The organism is Azospirillum sp. TSH58, assembly GCF_003119115.1.
GTDB lineage: Bacteria > Pseudomonadota > Alphaproteobacteria > Azospirillales > Azospirillaceae > Azospirillum.
Map to the genome: position 1 here is coordinate 642760 of NZ_CP022367.1, position 19208 is coordinate 661967.

Below are 19208 nucleotides of genomic sequence, written 5' to 3' on the forward strand. Positions count from 1 at the left end.
CGCGACGCAATTTCAGGGATGAGCGCATGACGGCGATCCACCAGACGGCGATCCATGATGGACGGGGATTGGCTTAGCCATGGCCGTTCCCGCGATCCAGGCGGCGCTGGTCGGCGCCTATGTCATGCGCCAACGCCTCAGCGGCAGACGGCGCTTCCCGCTGGTTCTCATGATGGAGCCGCTGTTCCGCTGCAACCTCGCCTGCGCGGGCTGCGGCAAGATCGACTATCCCGACCCGATCCTGCGCCGCCGCCTGTCGGTGGAGGAGGCGCTGGGCGCGGTCGACGAATGCGGCGCCCCGGTGGTGTCCATCGCCGGCGGGGAGCCGCTGCTGCACCCCGAGATCCACACCATCGCCGCCGGCATCGTGGCCCGGCGCAAGTTCGTCTATCTGTGCACCAACGCCCTGCTGATGGAAAAGCGGCTCGACCGCTTCACCCCCAGCCCCTTCTTCACGTGGTCGGTCCATCTCGACGGCGGGCGGGAGGAGCATGACAGGGCGGTCTGCCAGCCGGGCGTCTACGACCGCGCCGTCGCGGCGATCCGCGCCGCCAAGGCGCGCGGCTTCCGCGTCAACATCAATTGCACCCTGTTCGACGGGGCGGAGCCCGAGAAGGTCGCCGCCTTCTTCGACGAGGCCATGGCCGCCGGCATCGACGCCGTCACCGTGTCCCCCGGCTACGCCTACGAGCGCGCGCCGGACCAGGAGCATTTCCTGAACCGCCGCAAGACCAAGGAGCTGTTCCGCGACGTCTTCGCGCGGGGCCGCGGCAAAAAATGGCGCTTTTCGCAATCGTCCCTGTTCCTGGACTTCCTCGCCGGCAACCGCAGCTACCGTTGCGCGCCCTGGGGCAACCCGACGCGCAACGTCTTCGGCTGGCAGCGCCCCTGCTACCTGCTGGGCGAGGGCTACGCCCCGACCTTCAAGGCGCTGATGGAGGAGACGGACTGGGACGCCTACGGCACCGGCAATTACGAGAAATGCGCCGACTGCATGGTCCACAGCGGCTATGAGCCGACCGCGGTCGAGGACACGCTGCGCAACCCTCTGGCGGCGCTCGCGGTCAGCCTGCGCGGGCCGCGCACGGAGGGGCCGATGGCTCCGGAAATCCCGCTGGACCACCAGCGCCCGGCGGAGGAGGTCTTCTCACGCCACGTCGCGGACACGCTCCGACGGATCGAGGCCGAGCGGACCGCCGCCGAGTAAATCGTCGGGAACGGCCTTGGCGGCCCTGCGCAGTGACGCCAGGGCTTTGCCGAGGTCCCAGGCCAGCCGGCCCAGCGCGACGAGGTCGCGGGGGTCGGCGGCCAGCCGGGCCAGCACGGCGCCGGGGGCCATGCGCCCCGCCCCGTCCAGACCGGCCAGGGCCGCCCTGGGCAGCGCCCGCCATGCCGGGTCGGCGACCGCGCGCAGCACGGCGAAGGGCCGCCCCCAGGCCTGGCAGGCCCGCGCGACGGCAAGGCTCTCCAGATCGACCGCCACGGCGCCGGTCAGCGCCCGCAGCCGCGCCTTGTCCCCCACCGTCGCCGCCGGCATCCGGGCGCCGGCCACCACACCGGGCCGGGTCTGCGGCAGGGCGTGGCGCAGGCGGTCGTTCCAGGCCCGGCACGCCTCGTAGACGGCGCCGTCCTCATCGACGACGGCGCTCGCCAGGACCAGCGAGCCGGGCCGCAAATCGGCCGCCAGGCCGCCCGCGATGCCGAAGCTGACGATCCCGCAGGCGCCCCCCTCCAGCAAGCGATGCGCCGCCACCGTCGCCGCGGCATCCCCGGTGGCGCAGGCGACGGTCAGCCCGCTGCGCCGGGCCAGACGGGCTTCCAGTTTCATGCCGGTAAGGATCGCTGCGGTCATGACGCCTCCCTACGGCGATGTCCAGTAACGCAGCGTCAACACCGTTTCGAGGCCATCCTCCCCCACCGTCACGGCGGCGTCGCGGAAGCTCGGCGGCGCCAGGAGCACGGGGGCGTCGTTGCCGAAGGCGAAGCCCTCCCGCGGCACGCCGAGAAGGTTGCGGTCCAACTGCCCATTGCCGTTCTCGTCGTGATAGGCGCGCAGCGCGTAGGTCCCCGGCGGCACGTCGGGCACGGCGATGCGCACCGCCCCCTCGACCGCCGGGGCGGTGACCCGGAAGGCGCAGCGTCCCGCCGGGTAGGCCGCCTCCTCGCAGACGGCGAGGACGACCTGCCCCTCGCCGTTGCGCACGCCCTGGACGGTCACGGTCAGCGCCGCGGCCAGAACCGCCGCTGCCCTCACCTCCACCCCATCACGTCCTCAGGGCCCGGTAGCGGGCCAGCGCCCACAGCGGGAAGCTCGCCGCGTAGCCGTGGTACTTCAGGTAGAAGACGCGCGGGAACCCGACGGCGGTGAAGGGCTCCTCGCTCCACAGCCCCTCGGCGTCGCGGGCCGACAGCAGATAGTCCACGCCGCGGTCCACCGCCGGGTGGTTGCCCTTGCCCGCCGCCATCAGCCCCAGCAGCGCCCAGGCGGTCTGCGAGGCGGTGGAGACCGGTCCCTCGCCGCGGGGGTTGCCGGCCCAATAGCTGGCGCCATCCTCGCCCCAGCCGCCGTCCGCGCGCTGGTGCGCCAGCAGCCACTGCGCGGCGCGCTGGACCGCCGGTGCCGTGTGCGGCACCCCGGCGGCGTTCAGCGCCTCCAGCGCCGACCAGGTGCCGTAGACGTAGTTGGTGCCCCAACGCCCGAACCAGGCGCCGTCGCTCTCCTGCTCGCGCTCCAGGAAGGTCAGGCCGCGGCGGGTCGGCAGGGTGTCGCGCCCCTCGCCCAGCCGGGCCAGCATCATGACGCAGCGTGCCGTCACGTCGGAGGTCGGCGGATCGAGCAGGGCGCCGTGGTCGGCGAAGGGGATGTGATTCAGGAAGTCGTGCTGGTTCTCGGCGTCGAAGGCGCCCCAGCCGCCGTTGCGGCTCTGCATCCCGACGATCCAGTCCCGCGCGCGGCGGATCGGTTCGCCATAGCGGTCGGCGTCCAGCCGTTGCAGGGCCATCACCACCATGGCGGTGTCGTCGGTGTCCGGGTAATGGGCGTTGTTGTACTGGAAGGCCCAGCCGCCCGACGCCAGCCCCGGCCGCTGCCACGCCCAATCGCCCTCGACGTCCAGGATCTGGCGGTCGATCAGCCAGTCCGCGCCGCGCCGGGCCGCGGCGCGGGCCAGCGGGCTTCCGGTCTCCAGCAGGGCGTTGCAGATGATCGCGGTGTCCCAGACCGGCGACAGGCAGGGCTGGCAATAGATGCGCCCCGGCTGGCGCACCACCAGCCCGCGCAACGCGCGGCGCGCCGTCGCCGCGTCGGGATGGTCGGGCGGCACGCCCAGGCAATGGAACATCAACACGGCGTTGACCATCGCCGGGAAGATGGCGCCCAGCCCGTCCTCCCCGTTCAGCCGCTCGCTCACGAAGCGCACGGCGCGGTCGATGGCCGTCTGGCGCCCGTTGGCCGGAAGGCGCGGCTCCACCGCGTGCAGCGCCGCGTCGAGCGCGCGAAAGAGCGTGGCCCAGCCGCCGCGGCTGGTGTTGCTGTGCCAGTTGCGCACCTGCTCCGGCGGCTCGGTGAACAGCTCCGCGATGTCGATGCCGCGCGGGTTGCGGGCGCGCAGCCGGTGCGCCATGACGACGAGCAGCGGCACCACCACCGTCCGCGACCAGTAGGAGATGCGGGAAATGTGGAAGGGCGACCAGGGCGGCAGGTTCATCACCTCCACCGGCATCGCCGGCACCGCCCGCCAGGGAATCTGCCCGAACTGGGCCAGCAGGATGCGGGTGAAGACGTTGCAGCGCGCCGCCCCGCCGCGCGCCAGGATCGCCTCGCGGGCGCGGCGCATGTGCGGCGCGTCGGGGCTGTCCCCCGCGGCCTTCAACGCGAAATAGGCCTTCACGCTGCAGCTGATGTCCATGGCGCCGCCGAAGAACAGCGGCCATCCGCCGTCCCTGCCCTGCCGCCCGCGGATGAAGGCCGCCAGACCGGCTTCCAGCTCCGGATCGATCTCGTCGAGGATGTGGTGCAGCAGCAGATATTCGGACGGGATGGTGGCGTCGGCCTCCAGCTCGAACACCCAATGGCCATCGGCCTGCTGGCGGCGGATCAGGGCGTCCGTGGCCTCGGCCACGGCGTCGCTCACGGCCTTGGCCGACGGCTCGGCCCGGTGGACCCGCAAGGTTGTGCTTGCGTTGTGGTCTTTCATCGGCGCTCCCGCTTTGCCCCGGTGTCCCATGGTGGAGGTGTTGGGGGTGGAGGTATCAGGGTAACGAGGTGCCGCGGTTCGCCCATTCGTTGGAAGTAACATACAGTAGCGTACGTTGGGTGCCACAGGTTGTCCTGGCAGACTGCGTACGCTTTCGAGGGAGACGTACAGCGTGACAGAACGGCAAGGTGTCCTGGACCGGATGGCGGACTTCGGCCGCGCCATGATCGGGGGCCTGGGCGCCCTGTCCTGCCGAAGGCCGAAGGTGACCCTGGGCGTCTGGGTGCTGCTGTCGGTCCTGGCCGGCTGGTATTCCGCCGACAATCTGACGATGAGCACCAGCACGTCGGACATGATCGCGCCGGACACCGCCTTCCGCCAGCACACGGAAGAGTACCGGCAGGCCTTTCCCTTCGCGGACGACCAGATCGTCGTGGTGGTGGACAGCCCGTCCCCCGACCAGTCGGACGCCGCCGCCGTACGTCTGGCGGAGCGCATGTCCGCCCGTACGGACGTGCTGTCGGCGGTGGAGGTGCCGTCCGCCGATCCGTACTTCCACCGGTACGGCCTGCTCTTTCTCGACACGGAAAAATTGCAGGATCTGGCCACCCGGCTGGCCGGGGCGCAGGCGGCGCTGGGCGCGCTGAACGCCGCCCCGAACCTTCAGGGGCTGGCCGATCTGCTGGACCTGATCCTGACCCACGCGGACGAGGGCGCGCCGGCCACCCCCACCGAACTGCTGAACCGGCTGGCGGTGAGCACCGCGACGGTGGCGGACGGCCGCCCCGTGCCGCTGTCCTGGACCGGGCTGGTGCAGGCCGCCGAGGAGGAGGACCGGGCGGCCAACCGCCGCTTCGTCCTGGCCCGGCCCATCCTGGACAACAGTTCCTTCGGGCGGGGCCGGCCCGCGGTGACCGCGGTGCACGAGGCCATCGGCGCGGTGATGGCGGAGCCGGTCGGCCAAGGGGTGGAGATGCGCGTCACCGGCGCCGTGCCGCTGCGCCAGACGGAGCTGGACACGGTCGCCAACAGCGCCGGCGTCGCCACCATCCTGTCCTTCATCCTGGTTTCGGCGGTGCTGATCGCCGGGATGCGGTCGGGGCGGCTGATCGCCTGCATCATGGTGGTCCTGCTGCTGGGCCTGACGCTGAGCGCCGGTGCGGCGGCGCTGACCGTGGGGCGGCTGAACCTGATCTCCGTCACCTGCGCGGTGATGTTCTTCGGGCTGGGCGACGATTACGGCGGGCACCTCGGCCTGCGCTACCAGGAGGAGCTGAGACGCGGCCTGCCGCCCCTGGCCGCCGCCATCGAAGCGGTCCGGGCGGTGGGGCCGGCGCTGGTGCTCAGCACCCTGTGCGCCATCATCGGCTTCCTGTCCTTCGTGCCGACCGCCTATCTGGGGCTGGCGGAGTTCGGCATCATCTCCGCCGTCGGCATGGTGGTCGCCCTGCTCATCAGCCTGAGCCTTCTGCCCGCCCTGATCGTCCTGCTGCGCCCCGGCCCCGGCGTCCCGGCGCCGGAGCGCGAGGACCGCGGCTTCGCCGGCTGGGTCACCCGCCACCACCGCGCGATCCTCGCCTTGGCCGGGGCCAGCGCCGTCCTGTCCATGGCGGCGCTGCCCCTGGTGCGGCTGGACGTCAACCCGCTGAACCTGCAGGACGAGCGGACGGAGGCCGTCGCCACCTACCGCGATCTGGCCGTCACCCCGCGCACCTCGCCCTATTCCGTCAACATCCTGACGCCGGACCTCGCGGCGGCGCAGGCGCTGGCCGACCGGCTGCGCGCGCTGCCGGAGTCGGGCGGCGTGCGCACCTTCGCCAGCTTCATTCCCAAGGACCAGGAGGCCAAGCTGCCCATCCTGGCGGACATGTCGCTGCTGCTCGGCCCCAGCCTCGCCGCGCCGGCCACCTCGGCGGCGCTGGACCAGGGCGGGCTGGAACGGGCCTTCACCACGCTGAAGACGGTGCTGGAGGGCTATCTGGCGGACAAGCGCGACGGTCCACCCGAGATGCGCGCCGCCGTGCAGGGTTTCGGCAACGCCCTGGCCCGCATCCAGCCGGCAAGGCTCGCCACGCTCGACGCGGCCCTGACCGGGGGCGTGCCGCCGCTGCTCGACCGGCTGCGCGAGGGCATGGCGGTCGAGCAGCCGGTCACCGCCGCCGACGTGCCGGACAGCCTGAAGGCCCGCTGGATCGCCACGGACGGGCGCGCCCGCGTCGAGGTGCTGCCCACCCACGACATTTCCGACAGCCGCGCGATGGCCGACTTCGCCGACGCGGTGCTGGCCGTGGCGCCCAACGCCACCGGCGCCCCGGTGACGGTGACGGAGGCGGCGCGGGTCGTCGGCTCCTCCTTCCTGGAGGCGACGGCGCTGACGCTGGTGCTGATGGTGCTGCTGCTGGTCGCCGTGCAGCGCTCGGTGACCGGGATGGTGCTGATCCTGGCGCCGCTGATCCTGGCCGCCCTGTGGACCATGGCGACCGCCGGCCTGCTGGACATCCCCTTCAACTTCGCCAACGTGATCGTCATTCCGCTGCTGTTCGCGCTCGGCGTGTCGAGCAGCATCCACATGGTCACGCGCGGGCAGGATCTGGTGCGGGAGGGGGCGTCGGACAGCGCCTTCGGCATCGAGCTTCTGGTGACCAGCACGCCGCGCGCCGTCCTGGTCAGCACGCTGACCACCAGCACCGCCTTCGCCACGCTGGCGCTGTCCAATCACCGAGGGCTGTCCAGCATGGGGGTGCTGCTGGCGGTGTCGATCACCTACACGGTCATCTCGTCGCTGGTGGTCCTGCCGGCGCTGATGATCCTGTGGCACCGCTGGCGGCTGCGTCGCAGACGAGCAGCCCCGGCGCGGTGACCGACCCGGCGATCAGCCGTCCGTTCCAGCCCAGCGCGACCGTGGCGGCGGGGAAGCGTTCACCATCCTCGTCGAGCAGGACCTCCGTCCCGGCGGGCCCGAGCGCCGCGATGCGGGTCGGGGCCGCCGCCCCGCCCGGCCAGCCGTAGCGGTGCAGCGCCAGCCGGAACGGCGACGGGTGAAGCGCCACCAGCAGCCGCCCGTCCGGGGCCATCGTCAGATTGTCCGGCCCGCCGGGGACGGCGATGCGCCGCGGCGGCGCCTGCGGGTCGGACAGGCGGTAGACGAGCAGCGCGTCCTCCCGCGTCGCGGCGACGGTCAGCCGGTCGTGGCTCGGGTCGGCGAACAGGCCGTTGGCGAAGCCGATCCCGCCGATCAGGACGCGGGCGTCGTCGTTTTCGACGAGGCCGACGAAGCCGTGGCGCCCGCCGAGGACGTTGTCCCGGATCACCGCCCCCCAGCCGCAGCCGCCGTGGCTGCTGGTGAACAGGAAGCGGTCGCCGTCCAGGAAGGCGACGTCGTTGCCCCGGCAGAGCAGAGGGCTGGCAATGGTGCCTTGGTGGGTCAGGGCAGAGCCGTCCAGGCGGTACCGCTCGACCGTGGCCGACCCGTCCTCCCGGCGGCTGATGGCGAGCAGGGAGCGCGACCCGTCCGGCTCCGCGCGCAGGTCGATCCCCGCCGGGCGCAGGCCGGTGGCGAGGGGGACGGCGGCAACCGTTGGCGCGTCGAGGGAGTCCAGCGTCAGCAGGTAGAGCCCCCCCGCGGTTCCGGTCCGGCGGTCGTAAGCGGACAGCACCGCCTGCCCGCGCGCGGCGTCGAGCGCCATGTCCTCGATGCCGATGACCGGGTGGCCGTTGGCGGTGATGGAGACGGTGCGGCAGGTGGCTTGAGCGGGATGGGTCAGGAGTGTGAAGAGGAGAAGGGTCATTGCCCCCACCCTCCCCACGGCGTGGGTCCCTTCCCTCCCCCGCTCTCGGCGGACCTTTGGTCCGCCTGACGCGTCAGCGCAAACCTTTGGTTTGCGCGAGAGCTTCGCAGGGGAGGGCCACATTCCCTCCCCTGCGAAGCGGGGGAGGGTCAGGGTGGGGGCCAGACTCCGCAACGCCAAACGCCCCTCACGCCACACCGGCCCCCCAGCGCGCGACGAAGGGCGCCCATTCGCGGTCCACCCGCTCCCGCCCCTCGTCGGACAGGCGGTGGCGGTTCTTCGCGTAATCGCTCACCGCCCCCAGATACGCCTCGAAATTCGGCCGCGCCGCCGCGAATCCCGGCAGGTCCAGCGTCCGGTACAGCCGCTCCACCTCCTCCAGCGGCGCTTGCTCGAAGCGCTCGAAGGGCACTTCGGCGAAGCGGTTCGCCGGCAGGTCCGCGGTGTCGTCGATCAGCGCTTGCATGATGCGTGGGTAGTGGTCCAGCACCACACGCTCCACGTCGATGTGCCCGTGCGGCTGGAGCGCCAGACGCGCCAGCAGAGTCCGGTAGAAGCCCACCGTGGACACGAACACCGCCCGCGGGTCGCGGTGGATGTGGATGAAGCGCGCGTCGGGCCAGATCTCCCGCATCATGGCGACCCGCGCGCTGTAGACCGGGTTCTTCAGCAGGATGCAGCGTCCGCCCTGGGCGATCGACACCTTCTCCAGGAAATAGAGGAAGCGGCGCTTCCAGGCGTCCCGCTCCGCCGCCGTGCAGCCGTCGAAGTAGAGGCCGCGGCGCAGGTTCTCGTCGAAGCGCTCCGGGAAATAGAGCCCGTGGTAGAAGGAGACCGGCGACATGTTCGCCAGCGCGATCTCGTCCTCCTGCGGGCTGTCGGCCTTGACCGGCACGTTGTCGATGTAGCGCCGCTCCGGCAGGGCGCGGGCCAGCAACGGCCGCAGGACCGATCCCAACCCCAGCATGTCCCAGGGCAGGCCGACCGCGAAGGGGTCGATGATGCCGAACTGCGGGTCGCGGCTCAGCACGTTGTAGAGATGGGTCGTGCCGCTGCGCCAGTGGCCGAGGATGAAGACCGGCGGCGGCAGGCCGGCGGTCTTCCGGCGCCGCGCCGCCACCCAACCGGCCTCCGCCAGCGAGAAGGGCGCCCGCCCGATGGCCGAGGCCAACGCCGCCAGCGCCGTGGGCCAGCCGCGCCCCCGCGGCCCGCCGTTGCGCGCCAGCACGGTCAGCAGCGTGACGGCGTCGCAGCCATACAGCGGATGGTCCGGGATCGGCATCCATCCGCTTCCCCTCTTCGCCGATCCACCCATCCGGACACCTCCCTTCGACAGCGTCGCGCAGGAGGATAGACCGGGCCGGACGCTGTTACATCCCACACGGACGGTTGAATCCGCCTGCCCCGAACGGGCAGATTTTCCGTCGACTCTTGCCGGAACAGGACGGGGCGCACCGCGATGACTGGGTCTTCCTCACGCCGAACATGGATGCGCGCCGCGCTCGCGCTGGCCGTCCTGGCGGCTGGCCTGCTGCCGGTCCCCGCCGTGGCGCAGCAAGCCCCCGGCACCGCAGCCGGCAACACGCCGGGCGCCCGCGCCACGGTGGCGCGGCTGAACGAGGCCATCCTGTCGCTGATGCGGGAGGCCGCGGGGCGGGAGCCGGCGCGGGCGCGGCTTCAGCGCTTCCTGCCGGTGATGCTCGACACCTTCGATTTGGAAGCGGCGCTCCGCGTCGCCGCCGCCCCCTATTTCGACCAGTCGGCGGAGCCGGAGAAGCGGCAGGCGCTGGACGCCTTCGCCCGGCGCAGCGCCGCCCAGTATGTCGACCGTTTCGACAGCTACGACGGCCAGCGGCTCGAGATCGTCGGCGAGCGGCCCGCCCCGCGCGGGATGCTGCTGGTCGACACCGATCTGGTGCGCGCGGGCAAGGCGCCGGTGCGTCTGAGCTATCTGCTGCGTCCGGAGGGCGACCGCTGGCGCATCCTCGACGTGCTGGCGAAGGGCACGGTCAGCCAGCTCGCCACCCAGCGCTCGGAGTTCCAGAACACGCTGCGCGGCGGCGGGCTGGCCGCCCTGACCCGCGACCTGAACAGCAACGCCGACCGCATCCTCGGCGGGGCCTAGAGGCGGGGGCGTAGGCGCATGGGCATCACCCTCGTCACCGGGGGCAGCGGCTTCATCGGCGGGCATCTGGTGGCGGCGCTGGCGGCGCGCGGCGCGCGGGTGCGCGTCCTCGACCTCCAGGACCCGCCGGACGGCCTGCCGCCGGACGTGGAGGTCCGGCGCGGCTCCATCCTCGACGCGGCGGCGGTGGCCCGCGCGCTGGAGGGGGTGGAGCGGGTCCATCACCTCGCCGCCGTCGCCACGCTGTGGGACCGCGATCCGACCGTCTTCGACCGGGTGAACCGGCAGGGCACGCGGGTGGTTCTGGACGCGGCGGCGCGGGCGCCGGGGTTGCGGCGCTTCGTCCATTGCTCGACCGAGGCCGTGATGATCGGCCATCCGCCGCCCCGCCGGCTGCCCCAACGGCTGTCCCAACGGCTGCCCCAACGGCTGGACGAGAGCGCCGATCCGGGGCTGGAGGCGCTGGCCGGTCCCTATTGCCGGTCAAAGTATCTCGCGGAAAAGGACGCGCTGGCCGCCGCCGCGCAGGGTCTGCCGGTGGTCGTCGTCAATCCCACGGCGCCCATCGGCCCCGGCGACCGGCTGCCCACCCCGCCGAACGCCATGCTGCGCCTGTTCCGGCGCGGCGGACCACGGCTGATCCTCGATTGCGTGCTGAATCTCGTGGACGTGCGCGACGTGGCGCAGGGGATGATCCTGGCCGCGGAGCGCGGGCGGTTGGGGGAGCGCTACATCCTGGGGGGAGAGGACATCGGGTTGGGCGATCTGGCGGAGCGGATCGACCGGCTGTGCGGCAGGGTGCCGCTCCGCCGCCATTCCGTGCCGCCCGCCCTGGCGCTGGCGGGCGCGCGGGTGGAGGAATGGCTGTCCGACCATGTGACCGGCCGCCCGCCCACCGCGTCGGTCACCGGGGTCCGGCTGGCGCTGGGCGGCGGCGGGTTCGACAGCGGCAAGGCGGTGCGGGAGCTGGGCTATACGGTGCGGCCGCTGGAGGCGAGTCTAAGGGCGGCGTTGGGGTAGCGGCTTGCCCCCACCCTTCCCATGCTGCGCATGGGCCCCTTCCCTCCCCCGCTTCGCAGGAGAGGGAGCTTACCCCCTCCCCTGCGAAGCGGGGGAGGGTCAGGGAGGGGGCTCGTGGGGTGGAGTTAGGTTCTGTTCTCAAAGGCTGTGAGGGTTTGGCTGTGCCCTGTTGAAGGGGGATGGCACGATCTGAACTGAGCGATGAGCAGCTTCAGCATTTGCTGGAGTTGCTTCCGCCGGAACGCCCGTGGACGGGCCGGCCGGCGCGGGACCTGGAGCGCACCGTGCGGGCGATCCTGTGGGTGAACCGCACCGGCTCGCCCTGGCGCGATCTTCCGGCCGAGTACGGTCCCTGGCAGACGGCGGCCAACCGCTTCTACCGCTGGCGCAAGGCCGGGGTATGGGAGCGCGTGTTGGAACTGGTTCAGGCCGAGGCGGATGAGGCCGGCAAGTTGGACTGGAGCCTGCACCAAGTCGACAGCACAATGGTCCGCGCCCACCAGCACGCCGCCGGCGCAAAAGGGGGCAGTTGAACCAAGCGCTTGGCCGCTCGCGCGGCGGCTTCTCAACCAAGATCCACCTGCGCGCCGACCGCCACGGCCAACCGCTCGCTTTCGTGCTGAGCCCCGGTCAAGCCGCCGACCAGAGCGCGTTGACGGTGCTGATGGAGGCGGTCGCAGTGCGCCGAGTGGCAGGTGGACGACCGCGGGAAAGACCCGAGCGCGTGGTCGCTGACCGCGCCTACTCCAGCCAAGCCATCCGCCGCTACCTGCGTCGGCGCGGGATCGGGGCGGTGATCCCACAGCCCTCCAGCCAGAAGCCCTGTGCTCTGGTGGATTGGGCCGCCTATCGCTCCCGCAACGCCATCGAGCGCCTGATCAACCGCCTCAAACAGTTCCGTCGCATCGCCACCCGATACGAGAAACTCGCCGCCAACTACCTCGCCATGGTCCACATCGGGGCTATCCGACTATGGCTCAGGGTTTGAGAACAGGACCTAGGGCGGGGGCTCGTGGCAACAAATCCCCCCACCCTCCTCCAGATCCCGCAGGATCGGGCAATCCGGCCGCTCGTCGCCGTGGCAGGCGTGCGCCAGATGGGTCAGCGTGTCGCTCATCGCCCGCAGTTCGGCGATCTTGGCCTCCAGCTCCGCCACATGGTCGAGCGCCACCCGCTTCACCTCGGCGCTGGAGCGGCTGCGGTCCTGCCACAGCCCGACCAGGATCTGGATGCGCTCGATGCTGAAGCCCAGCGTCCGCGCCCGCTTGACGAAGCGCAGGACGTTCACGTCGCTGGACGAATAGACCCGGTAGCCCGCTGCGGTTCGTCCGGCCGCCGGGATCAGGCCGATCGATTCGTAGTAGCGGATCAGCTTGGCGTTGACGCCGGACGCCTTCGCCGCGTCCCCGATGGTCATGCCGCCCATGCTCATGGCTTCCACCCCCGCAGCGACAGGGCGTTCAGGACGACGCTGACCGAACTCAGCGCCATCGCCGCCCCGGCCAGCACCGGGCTGAGCAGGCCCGACGCCGCCAGCGGGATGCCCACCAGATTGTAGATGAAGGCCCAGAACAGCCCCTGGCGGATCTTGGAGTAGGTGCGGCGCGACACGTCGATGGCGCCGGCGACCAGGGCCGGATCGCCGCGCATCAGCGTGACACCGGCGGTGTGCATCGCCACGTCGGTCCCGGTCGCCATGGCGATGCCGACATCGGCGGCGGCCAGCGCCGGCGCGTCGTTGATGCCGTCGCCGACCATGCCGACCACCTTGCCCTCCGCCTTCAGCGCCGCCACCACGTCGGCCTTGCCGTCCGGCAGCACCTCCGCAAAGACGCGGTCGATGCCCAGGTCGGCGGCCACCGCGCGGGCGGCCCCGGCGCCGTCGCCGGTGACCATCACCGTCTCCACACCTTGCGCCTTCAGGGACCGGACGGCGGCGCGGGCGCTCTCCTTCACCGTGTCGCCGAAGGCGACGAGGCCCAGAACGCGCCGCTCCGGCGCCGTTTCGGCCAGCCAGGACACGGTGCGCCCGGCGGATTCCAGCGCCGCCGCCCGCGCCTCCAGCGCCGCGTCGGACAGGCCGCTTTCCGCGATCAGCCGCCTGCTGCCCAGCAGAAGGGCGCGGCCCTCCACGCTGGCCGACACGCCGCGCCCGGCCAGCGCCTTGAAGCCCTCGGGCGTCGCGGACGGCACGCCGCGCTCCGCCGCGCGGTCGCGGACGGCGCGGGCGAGCGGATGCTCGCTGCCGGTCTGGAGCGCCGCGGCCAGCCGCAGCAACTCCGCGTCGTCGAAGCCATCCGCGGGCACCAGATCGGTGACGCGGGGCTTGCCCTCGGTCAGGGTACCGGTCTTGTCGAAGGCGACGGCGGTGATGGCGTGGGCGCGCTCCAGCGCCTCCGCGTCCTTGATGAGGATGCCGTGGCGGGCCGCCGCCCCGGTGCCGACCATGATGGCGGTCGGCGTGGCGAGGCCCAGCGCGCAGGGGCAGGCGATGACCAGCACCGACACCGCCGTGATGATCGCCGTCTCAGCGTTCCCGGTGCCGATCCACCAGCCGGCCAGCGTCGCCGCGGCGATGCCCAGCACCACCGGCACGAAGACCGCGGCCACCTTGTCGACCAGCCGCTGGATCGGCGCCTTGGACGCCTGGGCGCCCTCGACCATGCGGACGATCTTGGCGAGCATCGTCTCGGCGCCCACCGCCACCGTCTCGACCAGCAACAGCCCGTCCACATTGATGGAGCCGCCGGTGACGCGGGAGCCCGGCGCCTTCTCCACCGGCAGGCTCTCGCCGGTCAGCATGGATTCGTCGACACTGCCGGCTCCCTGCGCCACGCGCCCGTCGACGGGGATGCGCTCGCCGGGTCGCACCGCCACCAGATCGCCGACGCGCACCTGGGCGATGGGAAGCTCCATTTCCACGCCGTCGCGGCGGACGCGGGCGGTGTCGGGGCGAAGCCGCATGAGCGCGCGGATCGCCGCCGCCGTCCGGCCCTTGGCGCGGGCCTCCAGCCACTTGCCCAGCAGCACGAAGGTGATGAGCACCGCCGACGCCTCGAAATAGAGGTGCGGCATGTGCCCCGGATGCGCCGTCAGCATCATGTAGACGCTGAGTCCCCAGGCCGCGGAGGTGCCGAGCGCGACCAGCAGGTCCATGTTGCCGGACCCGGCGCGCGCCGCCATGAAACCGGCCCGGTAGAAGCGCCAGCCCAACCAGAACTGCACCGGAGTCGCCAGCAGGAACTGCGCCCAGGGCGGCAGCATCAGGTCGAGGCCCAGCAGGTCCCCCGCCATGCCGAGAACCAGCGGCGCCGACAGCGCGGCGGCGATCAGCACATGGTGGAGATCCCGCCGGTCGCGGTCCTGCGCCGGGTCTTCCGCCGCCGCCGCGGCCTCGGTCTCGGCGACGGGGGCGGCGGTGAAGCCGGTCATCTCCACCGCCTCGGCCAGCCGGGCGGCGTCCACCGTTCCGGCGTAGGCGGTGACGTGCGCCCGCTCCGTCGCGAGGTTCACAGCGGCGGATTCCACCCCCGGCACGCGCAGCAACGCCTTCTCGACGCGCGCGACGCAGGAGGCGCAGGTCATCCCGCCGACCGTCAGGTCGAAGTCCTGCCTCTGCGGTTCGAAGCCGACATTCTCGATGGCCTCCGCCACGGCCCGCGGATCGGGATCGCCCGCGAAGGCGACCCGCGCCCGCTCGGTGGCGAGGTTGACCGACACGTTGGTGACGCCCGGCAGGCGCGACAGCGCCTTCTCCACCCGCCCCACGCAGGAGGCGCAGGTCATGCCGGAAATGCCGATGTCGAGGTCGGTGGTGGTGGCGGACATGATCGTCCTTTCTTCGCCGTCAACCGGCTCCCTCAGATAAGGCTTCCAATGACTGGAAGGTCAAGGGGCCGAAAACCGTTATGCAACCGGAAGCCCTTCGGCCTCGAAGCCGGCCTTGTCCAGGGCCGCCCGCAGGGCGTCGGCGCTGGGCGCCCCGCCGACGCGGACGTCCTTCGAGTCCAGGTCGATCTGCACATCCTCGACCCCGGCGACGGCGCCGAGCGCGCGGCGGACCGAGGCGGCGCAGCCGCCGCAGGTCATGCCGGGAACCTTGAACGCAACCATGACGAACTCCTTCCCACGAGGTGGTGTTGCCGTCAGCCTCCACCTTCCAACGATTGGAAGGTCAAGAGGAAATTCGCGGCCCTCATCACGGCCCCCATCACGACCCCGATCATGGCCCCGATCGCTGCCGTGGTACCGCCGGAACCAACCGCCGCGCCCGCGCATTCATGGGCCATGGACATCACCCGCCAGCGCAGCTTTCTCCATGACGAAGCGCAATTCGCCCGCGCGCTGGCCCGCGCGGCGGCGGGGGCGATCATCTTCGCCCTGCCCCTGCTGATGACCATGGAGATGTGGGAGCTGGGCTTCTACATGGACCGCTTCCGGCTGGCCCTGTTCATCCTGGTGACCCTGCCGGTGCTGTTCGGACTGTCCTACTTCGCCGGGTTCGAGGAAACCTTCTGCTGGCAGGACGACCTGATCGACGCGCTGTCGGCCTTCGCCGTCGGCTTCCTGATGTCGGCGGTGCTGCTGACCGTCTTCGCCATCGTCCATCTCGACCAGCCCTTGCCGGAGATCATCGGCAAGATCGCGCTCCAGTCCGTGCCGGCCAGCATCGGCGCCATGCTGGCGCGCAAGCAGCTCGGCCAGCAGGACGACGCCGATCGGGAGCGGCGCATCCGCTCCAGCTACCCCGGCGAGCTGTTCCTGATGGGGGCGGGGGCGCTGTTCGTCGGCTTCAATGTCGCCCCGACCGAGGAGATGATCCTGATCTCCTACAAGATGTCGCCCTGGCACGCGGTGGCTCTGGCGGTGCTGTCGCTGGGGCTGCTGCACGTCTTCGTCTACACGGTCGGCTTCGCCGGGCAGGAGAGCGCCGGGGACGACGGGTTCATGTCCGTCTTCCTGCGTTTCTCGGTCGCCGGCTACGGGATCGCCCTGCTGATCAGCCTCTACCTGCTGTGGACCTTCGAGCGGATCGCCGGCCTGTCGATGATGGAGCTGGTCACCGCCACGGTGGTGCTGGGCTTCCCCAGCGCGCTGGGCGCCGCCACCGCCCGCCTGATCGTCTGACGGGAGGGACGCCGATGGCCGACATCCGGGAAAACGACACCGCATCCAGGAGCGCATCCAGGGACGAGGACGGCAGCGCGTCGGTGTCGCGGCTGGCCTGGGTCTCGTCGGGCCTGGGGCTGCTGCTGTTCCTGGGATCGGTGGGGGTGCTGGGTTACGAGGGCATCACCCGCGGCAGCGGCCCCCCGGTGATCGCCGCCGTCGTGGAGGGGGTGGTTCCCGCCGGCCCGCGCTGGCTCGCCCACATCCTGGTCACCAACGACGGCGGCAAGACCGGCGCGAAGGTTCAGGTCGAGGGGCAGCTGATGGCGGACGGCGAGGCCGTGGAAACCTCGGTGGCCGAGTTCGACTATGTCCCCGCCGGGTCCGAACAGAAGGGCGGCCTGTTCTTCGACCGCGACCCGCGGGCGCATGCCCTGCGCCTGCGCGTGCTGGGCTATGTGGAGCCCTGAACCAAGTCGGCCCCGGCCTGTTGTCCTGGCACCGGAAACAGAGGACACCGACCCCGCGATGACCCGCCTGACCATCGACGAGGCGCAGCAGCGCATCCGCCTTTTCCTGACCGGCGACATGGTGGAGGCGCTGCGCGCCGTGGATTACGAATCGCCGCCGCTGGCCGACCGGCCGTCCGGCCTGACGCTGGAGGCGGCAAGGCGGGCCGCGGTGCGCTTCAGCCACGTCGAGGGGGCGTCCGACTGCCTGTACCGCGTCGACGCCTTCGAGGAATCGCTGGTGATGCGGCTGCAACTGAACGTCCGCCGCTTCGTGGCGATCTATCAGGTGCCGGTCGCCGATCCGGTGGCCAGCGCCACCATCTCCCCGCATTTCGAGCGCTGGGCCATCGGTGCCGGCCACGCCGGCTGGACCATCGGCTGGCGCGACGGCACCGACCCCTGGCAGCCCGACCGGCGCGTGGTGGAGACCTACTGCTACGCGATGCTGCCGGAGGACTTCCTCGACAACCCGCTGGAGCAGCTCTACTGGCGCACCGACCTCGTGCAGATGACCCGCGCCTTCATGCTGGAGGCCCGCCGCATGGGCATCCGCCTCGCTGCGCCGGAGGGGATGTGAAGGCCCCCGCCCCGCGATGGGGCAAGGGCCTTCCGCTCGTCAGGCCAGATCGAACAGCAGCACCTCGGCGCTGACGACGCCGTCCAGCGTCAGGGCGCTTTCATTGCTGATCGCGGCGCCGTCGCCCTCCTTCAGGACCGTGCCGTTCAGCCGGACCTGACCGCGGGCGACCTGCACCCAGGCGTGGCGGCCCGGACGCAGCTCGTGGGTCACGCTGTCACCCTCGTCCAGCAGCGTGGCGTAGAGGTCCACGTCCTGGTGGATGGTCACGCTGCCGTCGCGCCCGTCCTGCGAGCCGACGAGGCGCAGGCGGCCCTGCTTCTCCTCCCGCTCGAAGGCCTTCTGCTCATAGCCGGGGACCATGCCTTCCTCGTTGGGCAGGATCCAGATCTGCAGGAAGTGCACCGGGTCCTTCTTGGACGCGTTGTACTCGCTGTGCCGGATGCCCGACCCGGCGCTCATCCGCTGCACATCGCCGGGGCGGATGACCGAGCTGGTGCCCAGCGTGTCCTTGTGCTCCAGCGCGCCGTCCAGAACGTAGGACACGATCTCCATGTCGGCGTGCCCGTGGGTGGGGAAGCCGGCGCCGGGGATCACGCGGTCGTCGTTGATGACGCGCAGCGCGCGGAAGCCCATGTGGGCCGGGTCGTAGTAATGGCCGAACGAGAAGCTGTGCTTGCTGTTCAGCCAGCCCATGTTGACGGCGCCCCGTTCGTCGCGGTTGCGGATCGTGATCATCTCCGGTCCTCCTGTTCCCTTGCGAGGCCCAGTGGCCCCTCGTCTGGAGAGGAATGTGCCCCCGTTTCCGCAAAACAACAATTGCCGGAGTTGCGGCTTATCTGTTCCGTGAGACGCAACAAACGGCTATCATGGCGGCTCCCCTCAACCAGCACCGCCGACCGCCATCATGCCCGCCATCATACCCGACGTTTCACCCCTCCTCCTCGCCATGGATCTGACCGGGATCTTCATCTTCGGGCTGACGGGAGGGACGCTGGCCGTGCGGCACCGTCTGGACATCTTCGGCGTGATGGTGCTGGCGCTGGTCACGGCGCTGGCCGGCGGCGTGCTGCGCGACCTGCTGATCGGAGCGATCCCGCCGGCCACCATGCAGGACGAGCGGTACCTGATCACGGCGCTGGCCTCCGGCCTGTTCGCCTTCTTCTTCCACCCCTTCATCAACCGGCTGGTCAAGCCGGTGATGGTGCTGGACGCGGCCGGTCTGGGCATCTTCGCGGTGGCCGGCTGCGGCAAGGCGCTGGCCTATGGGCTGGGTCCGCTGCCCGCGGTTCTGCTGGGCGTGCTGACCGCCTGCGGCGGCGGGCTGGTGCGCGACGTGCTGGTGGCCGAGGTGCCGCGCGTGCTGCGCGAGGAGATCTACGCGGTGGCCGCCCTGCTGGGGGCGGCGATCGTCATCGCCGGGGCCATGCTGGACCTGCCGAAGGCGCCGGTCGCCATCGCCGGGGCGGCGGCGGCCTTCCTGCTGCGGGTGGTCAGCGTGCTGCGCGGCTGGAGCGCGCCGCGCGCGCCCGGCTCATGACATTTCCGGCTCATGACATTTGCAGTGAACAACCAAAGGCTTCGGCTGTTGGAATGGGCATGAGCGATACCGTGACCGACAACCCGGCCATGAGCCGGTTCGAACTGGACGTGAACGGCCAGACGGTCTTCGCGACCTACCGCCGCCGCGGGACCATCCTGCACATCCCCTATGTGGAGGCGCCGCCGTCCCTGCGCGGCACCGGGGCCGCCGGACGGCTGATGGAGGGGGTGATGGCCATCGCCCGCGCCGAGGGGCTGACCATCATCCCGATCTGCGGCTACGCCGCCAACTGGATGCACCGCCACCGCGAGCATCACGACCTGCTGGCGCGGTAGATG

General features: G+C 71.4%; 18 protein-coding genes and 1 pseudogene. 10 read left to right on the forward strand and 9 right to left on the reverse strand.

Annotated features, from left to right (window positions below; all coding sequences use genetic code 11):
- The first annotated feature begins 79 nt into the window (after positions 1-79).
- Positions 80-1207 (forward strand): adenosyl-hopene transferase HpnH, encoded by a 1128-nt coding sequence (hpnH, locus tag TSH58p_RS24530; protein WP_109072549.1) that lies wholly within the window; start codon positions 80-82, stop codon positions 1205-1207.
- Here hpnH and TSH58p_RS24535 read toward each other — a convergent pair.
- The 3 genes from TSH58p_RS24535 to shc are packed head-to-tail and all read right to left on the reverse strand — an operon-like array spanning position 1148 to position 4196.
- Positions 1148-1852, reverse strand: coding sequence for a hypothetical protein (locus tag TSH58p_RS24535; protein ID WP_146205974.1), 705 nt, complete (start codon positions 1850-1852; stop codon positions 1148-1150). The genes hpnH and TSH58p_RS24535 overlap by 60 nt on opposite strands.
- 9 nt (positions 1853-1861) lie before the next feature.
- The gene (locus TSH58p_RS24540; protein ID WP_247874287.1) at positions 1862-2260 is read right to left on the reverse strand and encodes a DUF2141 domain-containing protein; all 399 of its coding nucleotides are present in this window, start codon (positions 2258-2260) and stop codon (positions 1862-1864) included.
- A 4-nt stretch (positions 2261-2264) separates the two neighbouring features.
- Positions 2265-4196 (reverse strand): squalene--hopene cyclase, encoded by a 1932-nt coding sequence (gene shc / locus TSH58p_RS24545; RefSeq protein WP_109072551.1) that lies wholly within the window; start codon positions 4194-4196, stop codon positions 2265-2267.
- Positions 4197-4368: 172 nt separating this feature from the next.
- Between shc and TSH58p_RS24550 the strand changes: the two genes are divergently transcribed.
- A complete protein-coding gene (locus TSH58p_RS24550) occupies positions 4369-7056 on the forward strand; it encodes an MMPL family transporter (protein ID WP_109072552.1) in 2688 nt (895 codons plus the stop codon).
- On the opposite strand, the gene TSH58p_RS24555 is transcribed toward TSH58p_RS24550, so the two are convergent.
- Both TSH58p_RS24555 and TSH58p_RS24560 read right to left on the reverse strand, forming a co-directional pair.
- Positions 6968-7984 (reverse strand): SMP-30/gluconolactonase/LRE family protein, encoded by a 1017-nt coding sequence (locus TSH58p_RS24555; protein WP_109072553.1) that lies wholly within the window; start codon positions 7982-7984, stop codon positions 6968-6970. The two genes, TSH58p_RS24550 and TSH58p_RS24555, sit on opposite strands and share 89 nt — an antisense overlap.
- A gap of 187 nt (positions 7985-8171) precedes the next feature.
- Complete coding sequence (locus TSH58p_RS24560) at positions 8172-9266, reverse strand: sulfotransferase (protein ID WP_109072554.1); 1095 nt, start codon at positions 9264-9266, stop codon at positions 8172-8174.
- 207 nt (positions 9267-9473) lie between these two features.
- On the opposite strand from TSH58p_RS24560, the gene TSH58p_RS24565 reads away from it, so the two are divergent.
- From TSH58p_RS24565 to TSH58p_RS24575, 3 genes and pseudogenes are all read left to right on the forward strand, one after another.
- Positions 9474-10109 (forward strand): ABC transporter substrate-binding protein, encoded by a 636-nt coding sequence (locus TSH58p_RS24565; RefSeq protein ID WP_109072555.1) that lies wholly within the window; start codon positions 9474-9476, stop codon positions 10107-10109.
- Positions 10110-10127: 18 nt separating this feature from the next.
- Entirely contained in the window at positions 10128-11129 is a 1002-nt protein-coding gene (locus tag TSH58p_RS24570) for an NAD-dependent epimerase/dehydratase family protein (RefSeq protein ID WP_109072556.1), read from the forward strand.
- 179 nt (positions 11130-11308) lie between these two features.
- Positions 11309-12117, forward strand: a pseudogene (locus TSH58p_RS24575) (IS5 family transposase).
- 9 nt (positions 12118-12126) lie between these two features.
- On the opposite strand, the gene cueR reads toward TSH58p_RS24575, so the two are convergent.
- The 3 genes from cueR to TSH58p_RS33360 form a co-directional block, all read right to left on the reverse strand.
- The gene (cueR, locus tag TSH58p_RS24580; protein WP_162600093.1) at positions 12127-12546 is read right to left on the reverse strand and encodes a Cu(I)-responsive transcriptional regulator; all 420 of its coding nucleotides are present in this window, start codon (positions 12544-12546) and stop codon (positions 12127-12129) included.
- A gap of 11 nt (positions 12547-12557) precedes the next feature.
- Positions 12558-14957, reverse strand: a complete 2400-nt coding sequence (locus TSH58p_RS24585) for a heavy metal translocating P-type ATPase (RefSeq protein WP_146205962.1) — start codon at positions 14955-14957, stop codon at positions 12558-12560.
- Between the two features lie 78 nt (positions 14958-15035).
- Positions 15036-15242 carry a heavy-metal-associated domain-containing protein gene (locus TSH58p_RS33360; RefSeq protein ID WP_146205963.1) on the reverse strand — a complete coding sequence of 69 codons (207 nt, stop codon included), beginning with the start codon at positions 15240-15242 and terminating at the stop codon, positions 15036-15038.
- A 174-nt stretch (positions 15243-15416) separates the two neighbouring features.
- On the opposite strand from TSH58p_RS33360, the gene TSH58p_RS24590 reads away from it, so the two are divergent.
- Genes TSH58p_RS24590 through TSH58p_RS24600 form a run of 3 tightly spaced genes read left to right on the forward strand, consistent with a single transcriptional unit; the run spans position 15417 to position 17327 of the window.
- The gene (locus TSH58p_RS24590; RefSeq protein WP_109072346.1) at positions 15417-16256 is read left to right on the forward strand and encodes a TIGR02587 family membrane protein; all 840 of its coding nucleotides are present in this window, start codon (positions 15417-15419) and stop codon (positions 16254-16256) included.
- Positions 16257-16270: 14 nt separating this feature from the next.
- Positions 16271-16708 carry a hypothetical protein gene (locus TSH58p_RS24595; protein ID WP_109072347.1) on the forward strand — a complete coding sequence of 146 codons (438 nt, stop codon included), beginning with the start codon at positions 16271-16273 and terminating at the stop codon, positions 16706-16708.
- Positions 16709-16766: 58 nt separating this feature from the next.
- A complete protein-coding gene (locus tag TSH58p_RS24600; RefSeq protein ID WP_109072348.1) occupies positions 16767-17327 on the forward strand; it encodes a hypothetical protein in 561 nt (186 codons plus the stop codon).
- Positions 17328-17366: 39 nt separating this feature from the next.
- Here TSH58p_RS24600 and TSH58p_RS24605 read toward each other — a convergent pair whose 3' ends face one another.
- Entirely contained in the window at positions 17367-18065 is a 699-nt protein-coding gene (locus tag TSH58p_RS24605) for a pirin family protein (RefSeq protein WP_109072349.1), read from the reverse strand.
- A gap of 169 nt (positions 18066-18234) precedes the next feature.
- On the opposite strand from TSH58p_RS24605, the gene TSH58p_RS24610 reads away from it, so the two are divergent.
- Positions 18235-18867, forward strand: coding sequence for a trimeric intracellular cation channel family protein (locus TSH58p_RS24610; protein WP_035678407.1), 633 nt, complete (start codon positions 18235-18237; stop codon positions 18865-18867).
- A gap of 59 nt (positions 18868-18926) precedes the next feature.
- A complete protein-coding gene (locus TSH58p_RS24615) occupies positions 18927-19205 on the forward strand; it encodes a GNAT family N-acetyltransferase (RefSeq protein WP_204165726.1) in 279 nt (92 codons plus the stop codon).
- Positions 19206-19208: the final 3 nt, after the last annotated feature.

Coding starts and splice junctions, on each gene's coding strand:
- hpnH (WP_109072549.1), top strand. CDS start 80: ATGGCCGTTCCCGCGATCCAGGCGGCGCTGGTCGGCGCCTATGTCATG.
- TSH58p_RS24535 (WP_146205974.1), bottom strand. CDS start 1,852: ATGACCGCAGCGATCCTTACCGGCATGAAACTGGAAGCCCGTCTGGCC.
- shc (WP_109072551.1), bottom strand. CDS start 4,196: ATGAAAGACCACAACGCAAGCACAACCTTGCGGGTCCACCGGGCCGAG.
- TSH58p_RS24555 (WP_109072553.1), bottom strand. CDS start 7,984: ATGACCCTTCTCCTCTTCACACTCCTGACCCATCCCGCTCAAGCCACC.
- TSH58p_RS24560 (WP_109072554.1), bottom strand. CDS start 9,266: ATGCCGATCCCGGACCATCCGCTGTATGGCTGCGACGCCGTCACGCTG.
- TSH58p_RS24565 (WP_109072555.1), top strand. CDS start 9,474: ATGCGCGCCGCGCTCGCGCTGGCCGTCCTGGCGGCTGGCCTGCTGCCG.
- TSH58p_RS24570 (WP_109072556.1), top strand. CDS start 10,128: ATGGGCATCACCCTCGTCACCGGGGGCAGCGGCTTCATCGGCGGGCAT.
- cueR (WP_162600093.1), bottom strand. CDS start 12,546: ATGACCATCGGGGACGCGGCGAAGGCGTCCGGCGTCAACGCCAAGCTG.
- TSH58p_RS24585 (WP_146205962.1), bottom strand. CDS start 14,957: ATGTCCGCCACCACCACCGACCTCGACATCGGCATTTCCGGCATGACC.
- TSH58p_RS33360 (WP_146205963.1), bottom strand. CDS start 15,242: ATGGTTGCGTTCAAGGTTCCCGGCATGACCTGCGGCGGCTGCGCCGCC.
- TSH58p_RS24590 (WP_109072346.1), top strand. CDS start 15,417: ATGGACATCACCCGCCAGCGCAGCTTTCTCCATGACGAAGCGCAATTC.
- TSH58p_RS24595 (WP_109072347.1), top strand. CDS start 16,271: ATGGCCGACATCCGGGAAAACGACACCGCATCCAGGAGCGCATCCAGG.
- TSH58p_RS24600 (WP_109072348.1), top strand. CDS start 16,767: ATGACCCGCCTGACCATCGACGAGGCGCAGCAGCGCATCCGCCTTTTC.
- TSH58p_RS24605 (WP_109072349.1), bottom strand. CDS start 18,065: ATGATCACGATCCGCAACCGCGACGAACGGGGCGCCGTCAACATGGGC.
- TSH58p_RS24610 (WP_035678407.1), top strand. CDS start 18,235: ATGCCCGCCATCATACCCGACGTTTCACCCCTCCTCCTCGCCATGGAT.
- TSH58p_RS24615 (WP_204165726.1), top strand. CDS start 18,927: ATGAGCGATACCGTGACCGACAACCCGGCCATGAGCCGGTTCGAACTG.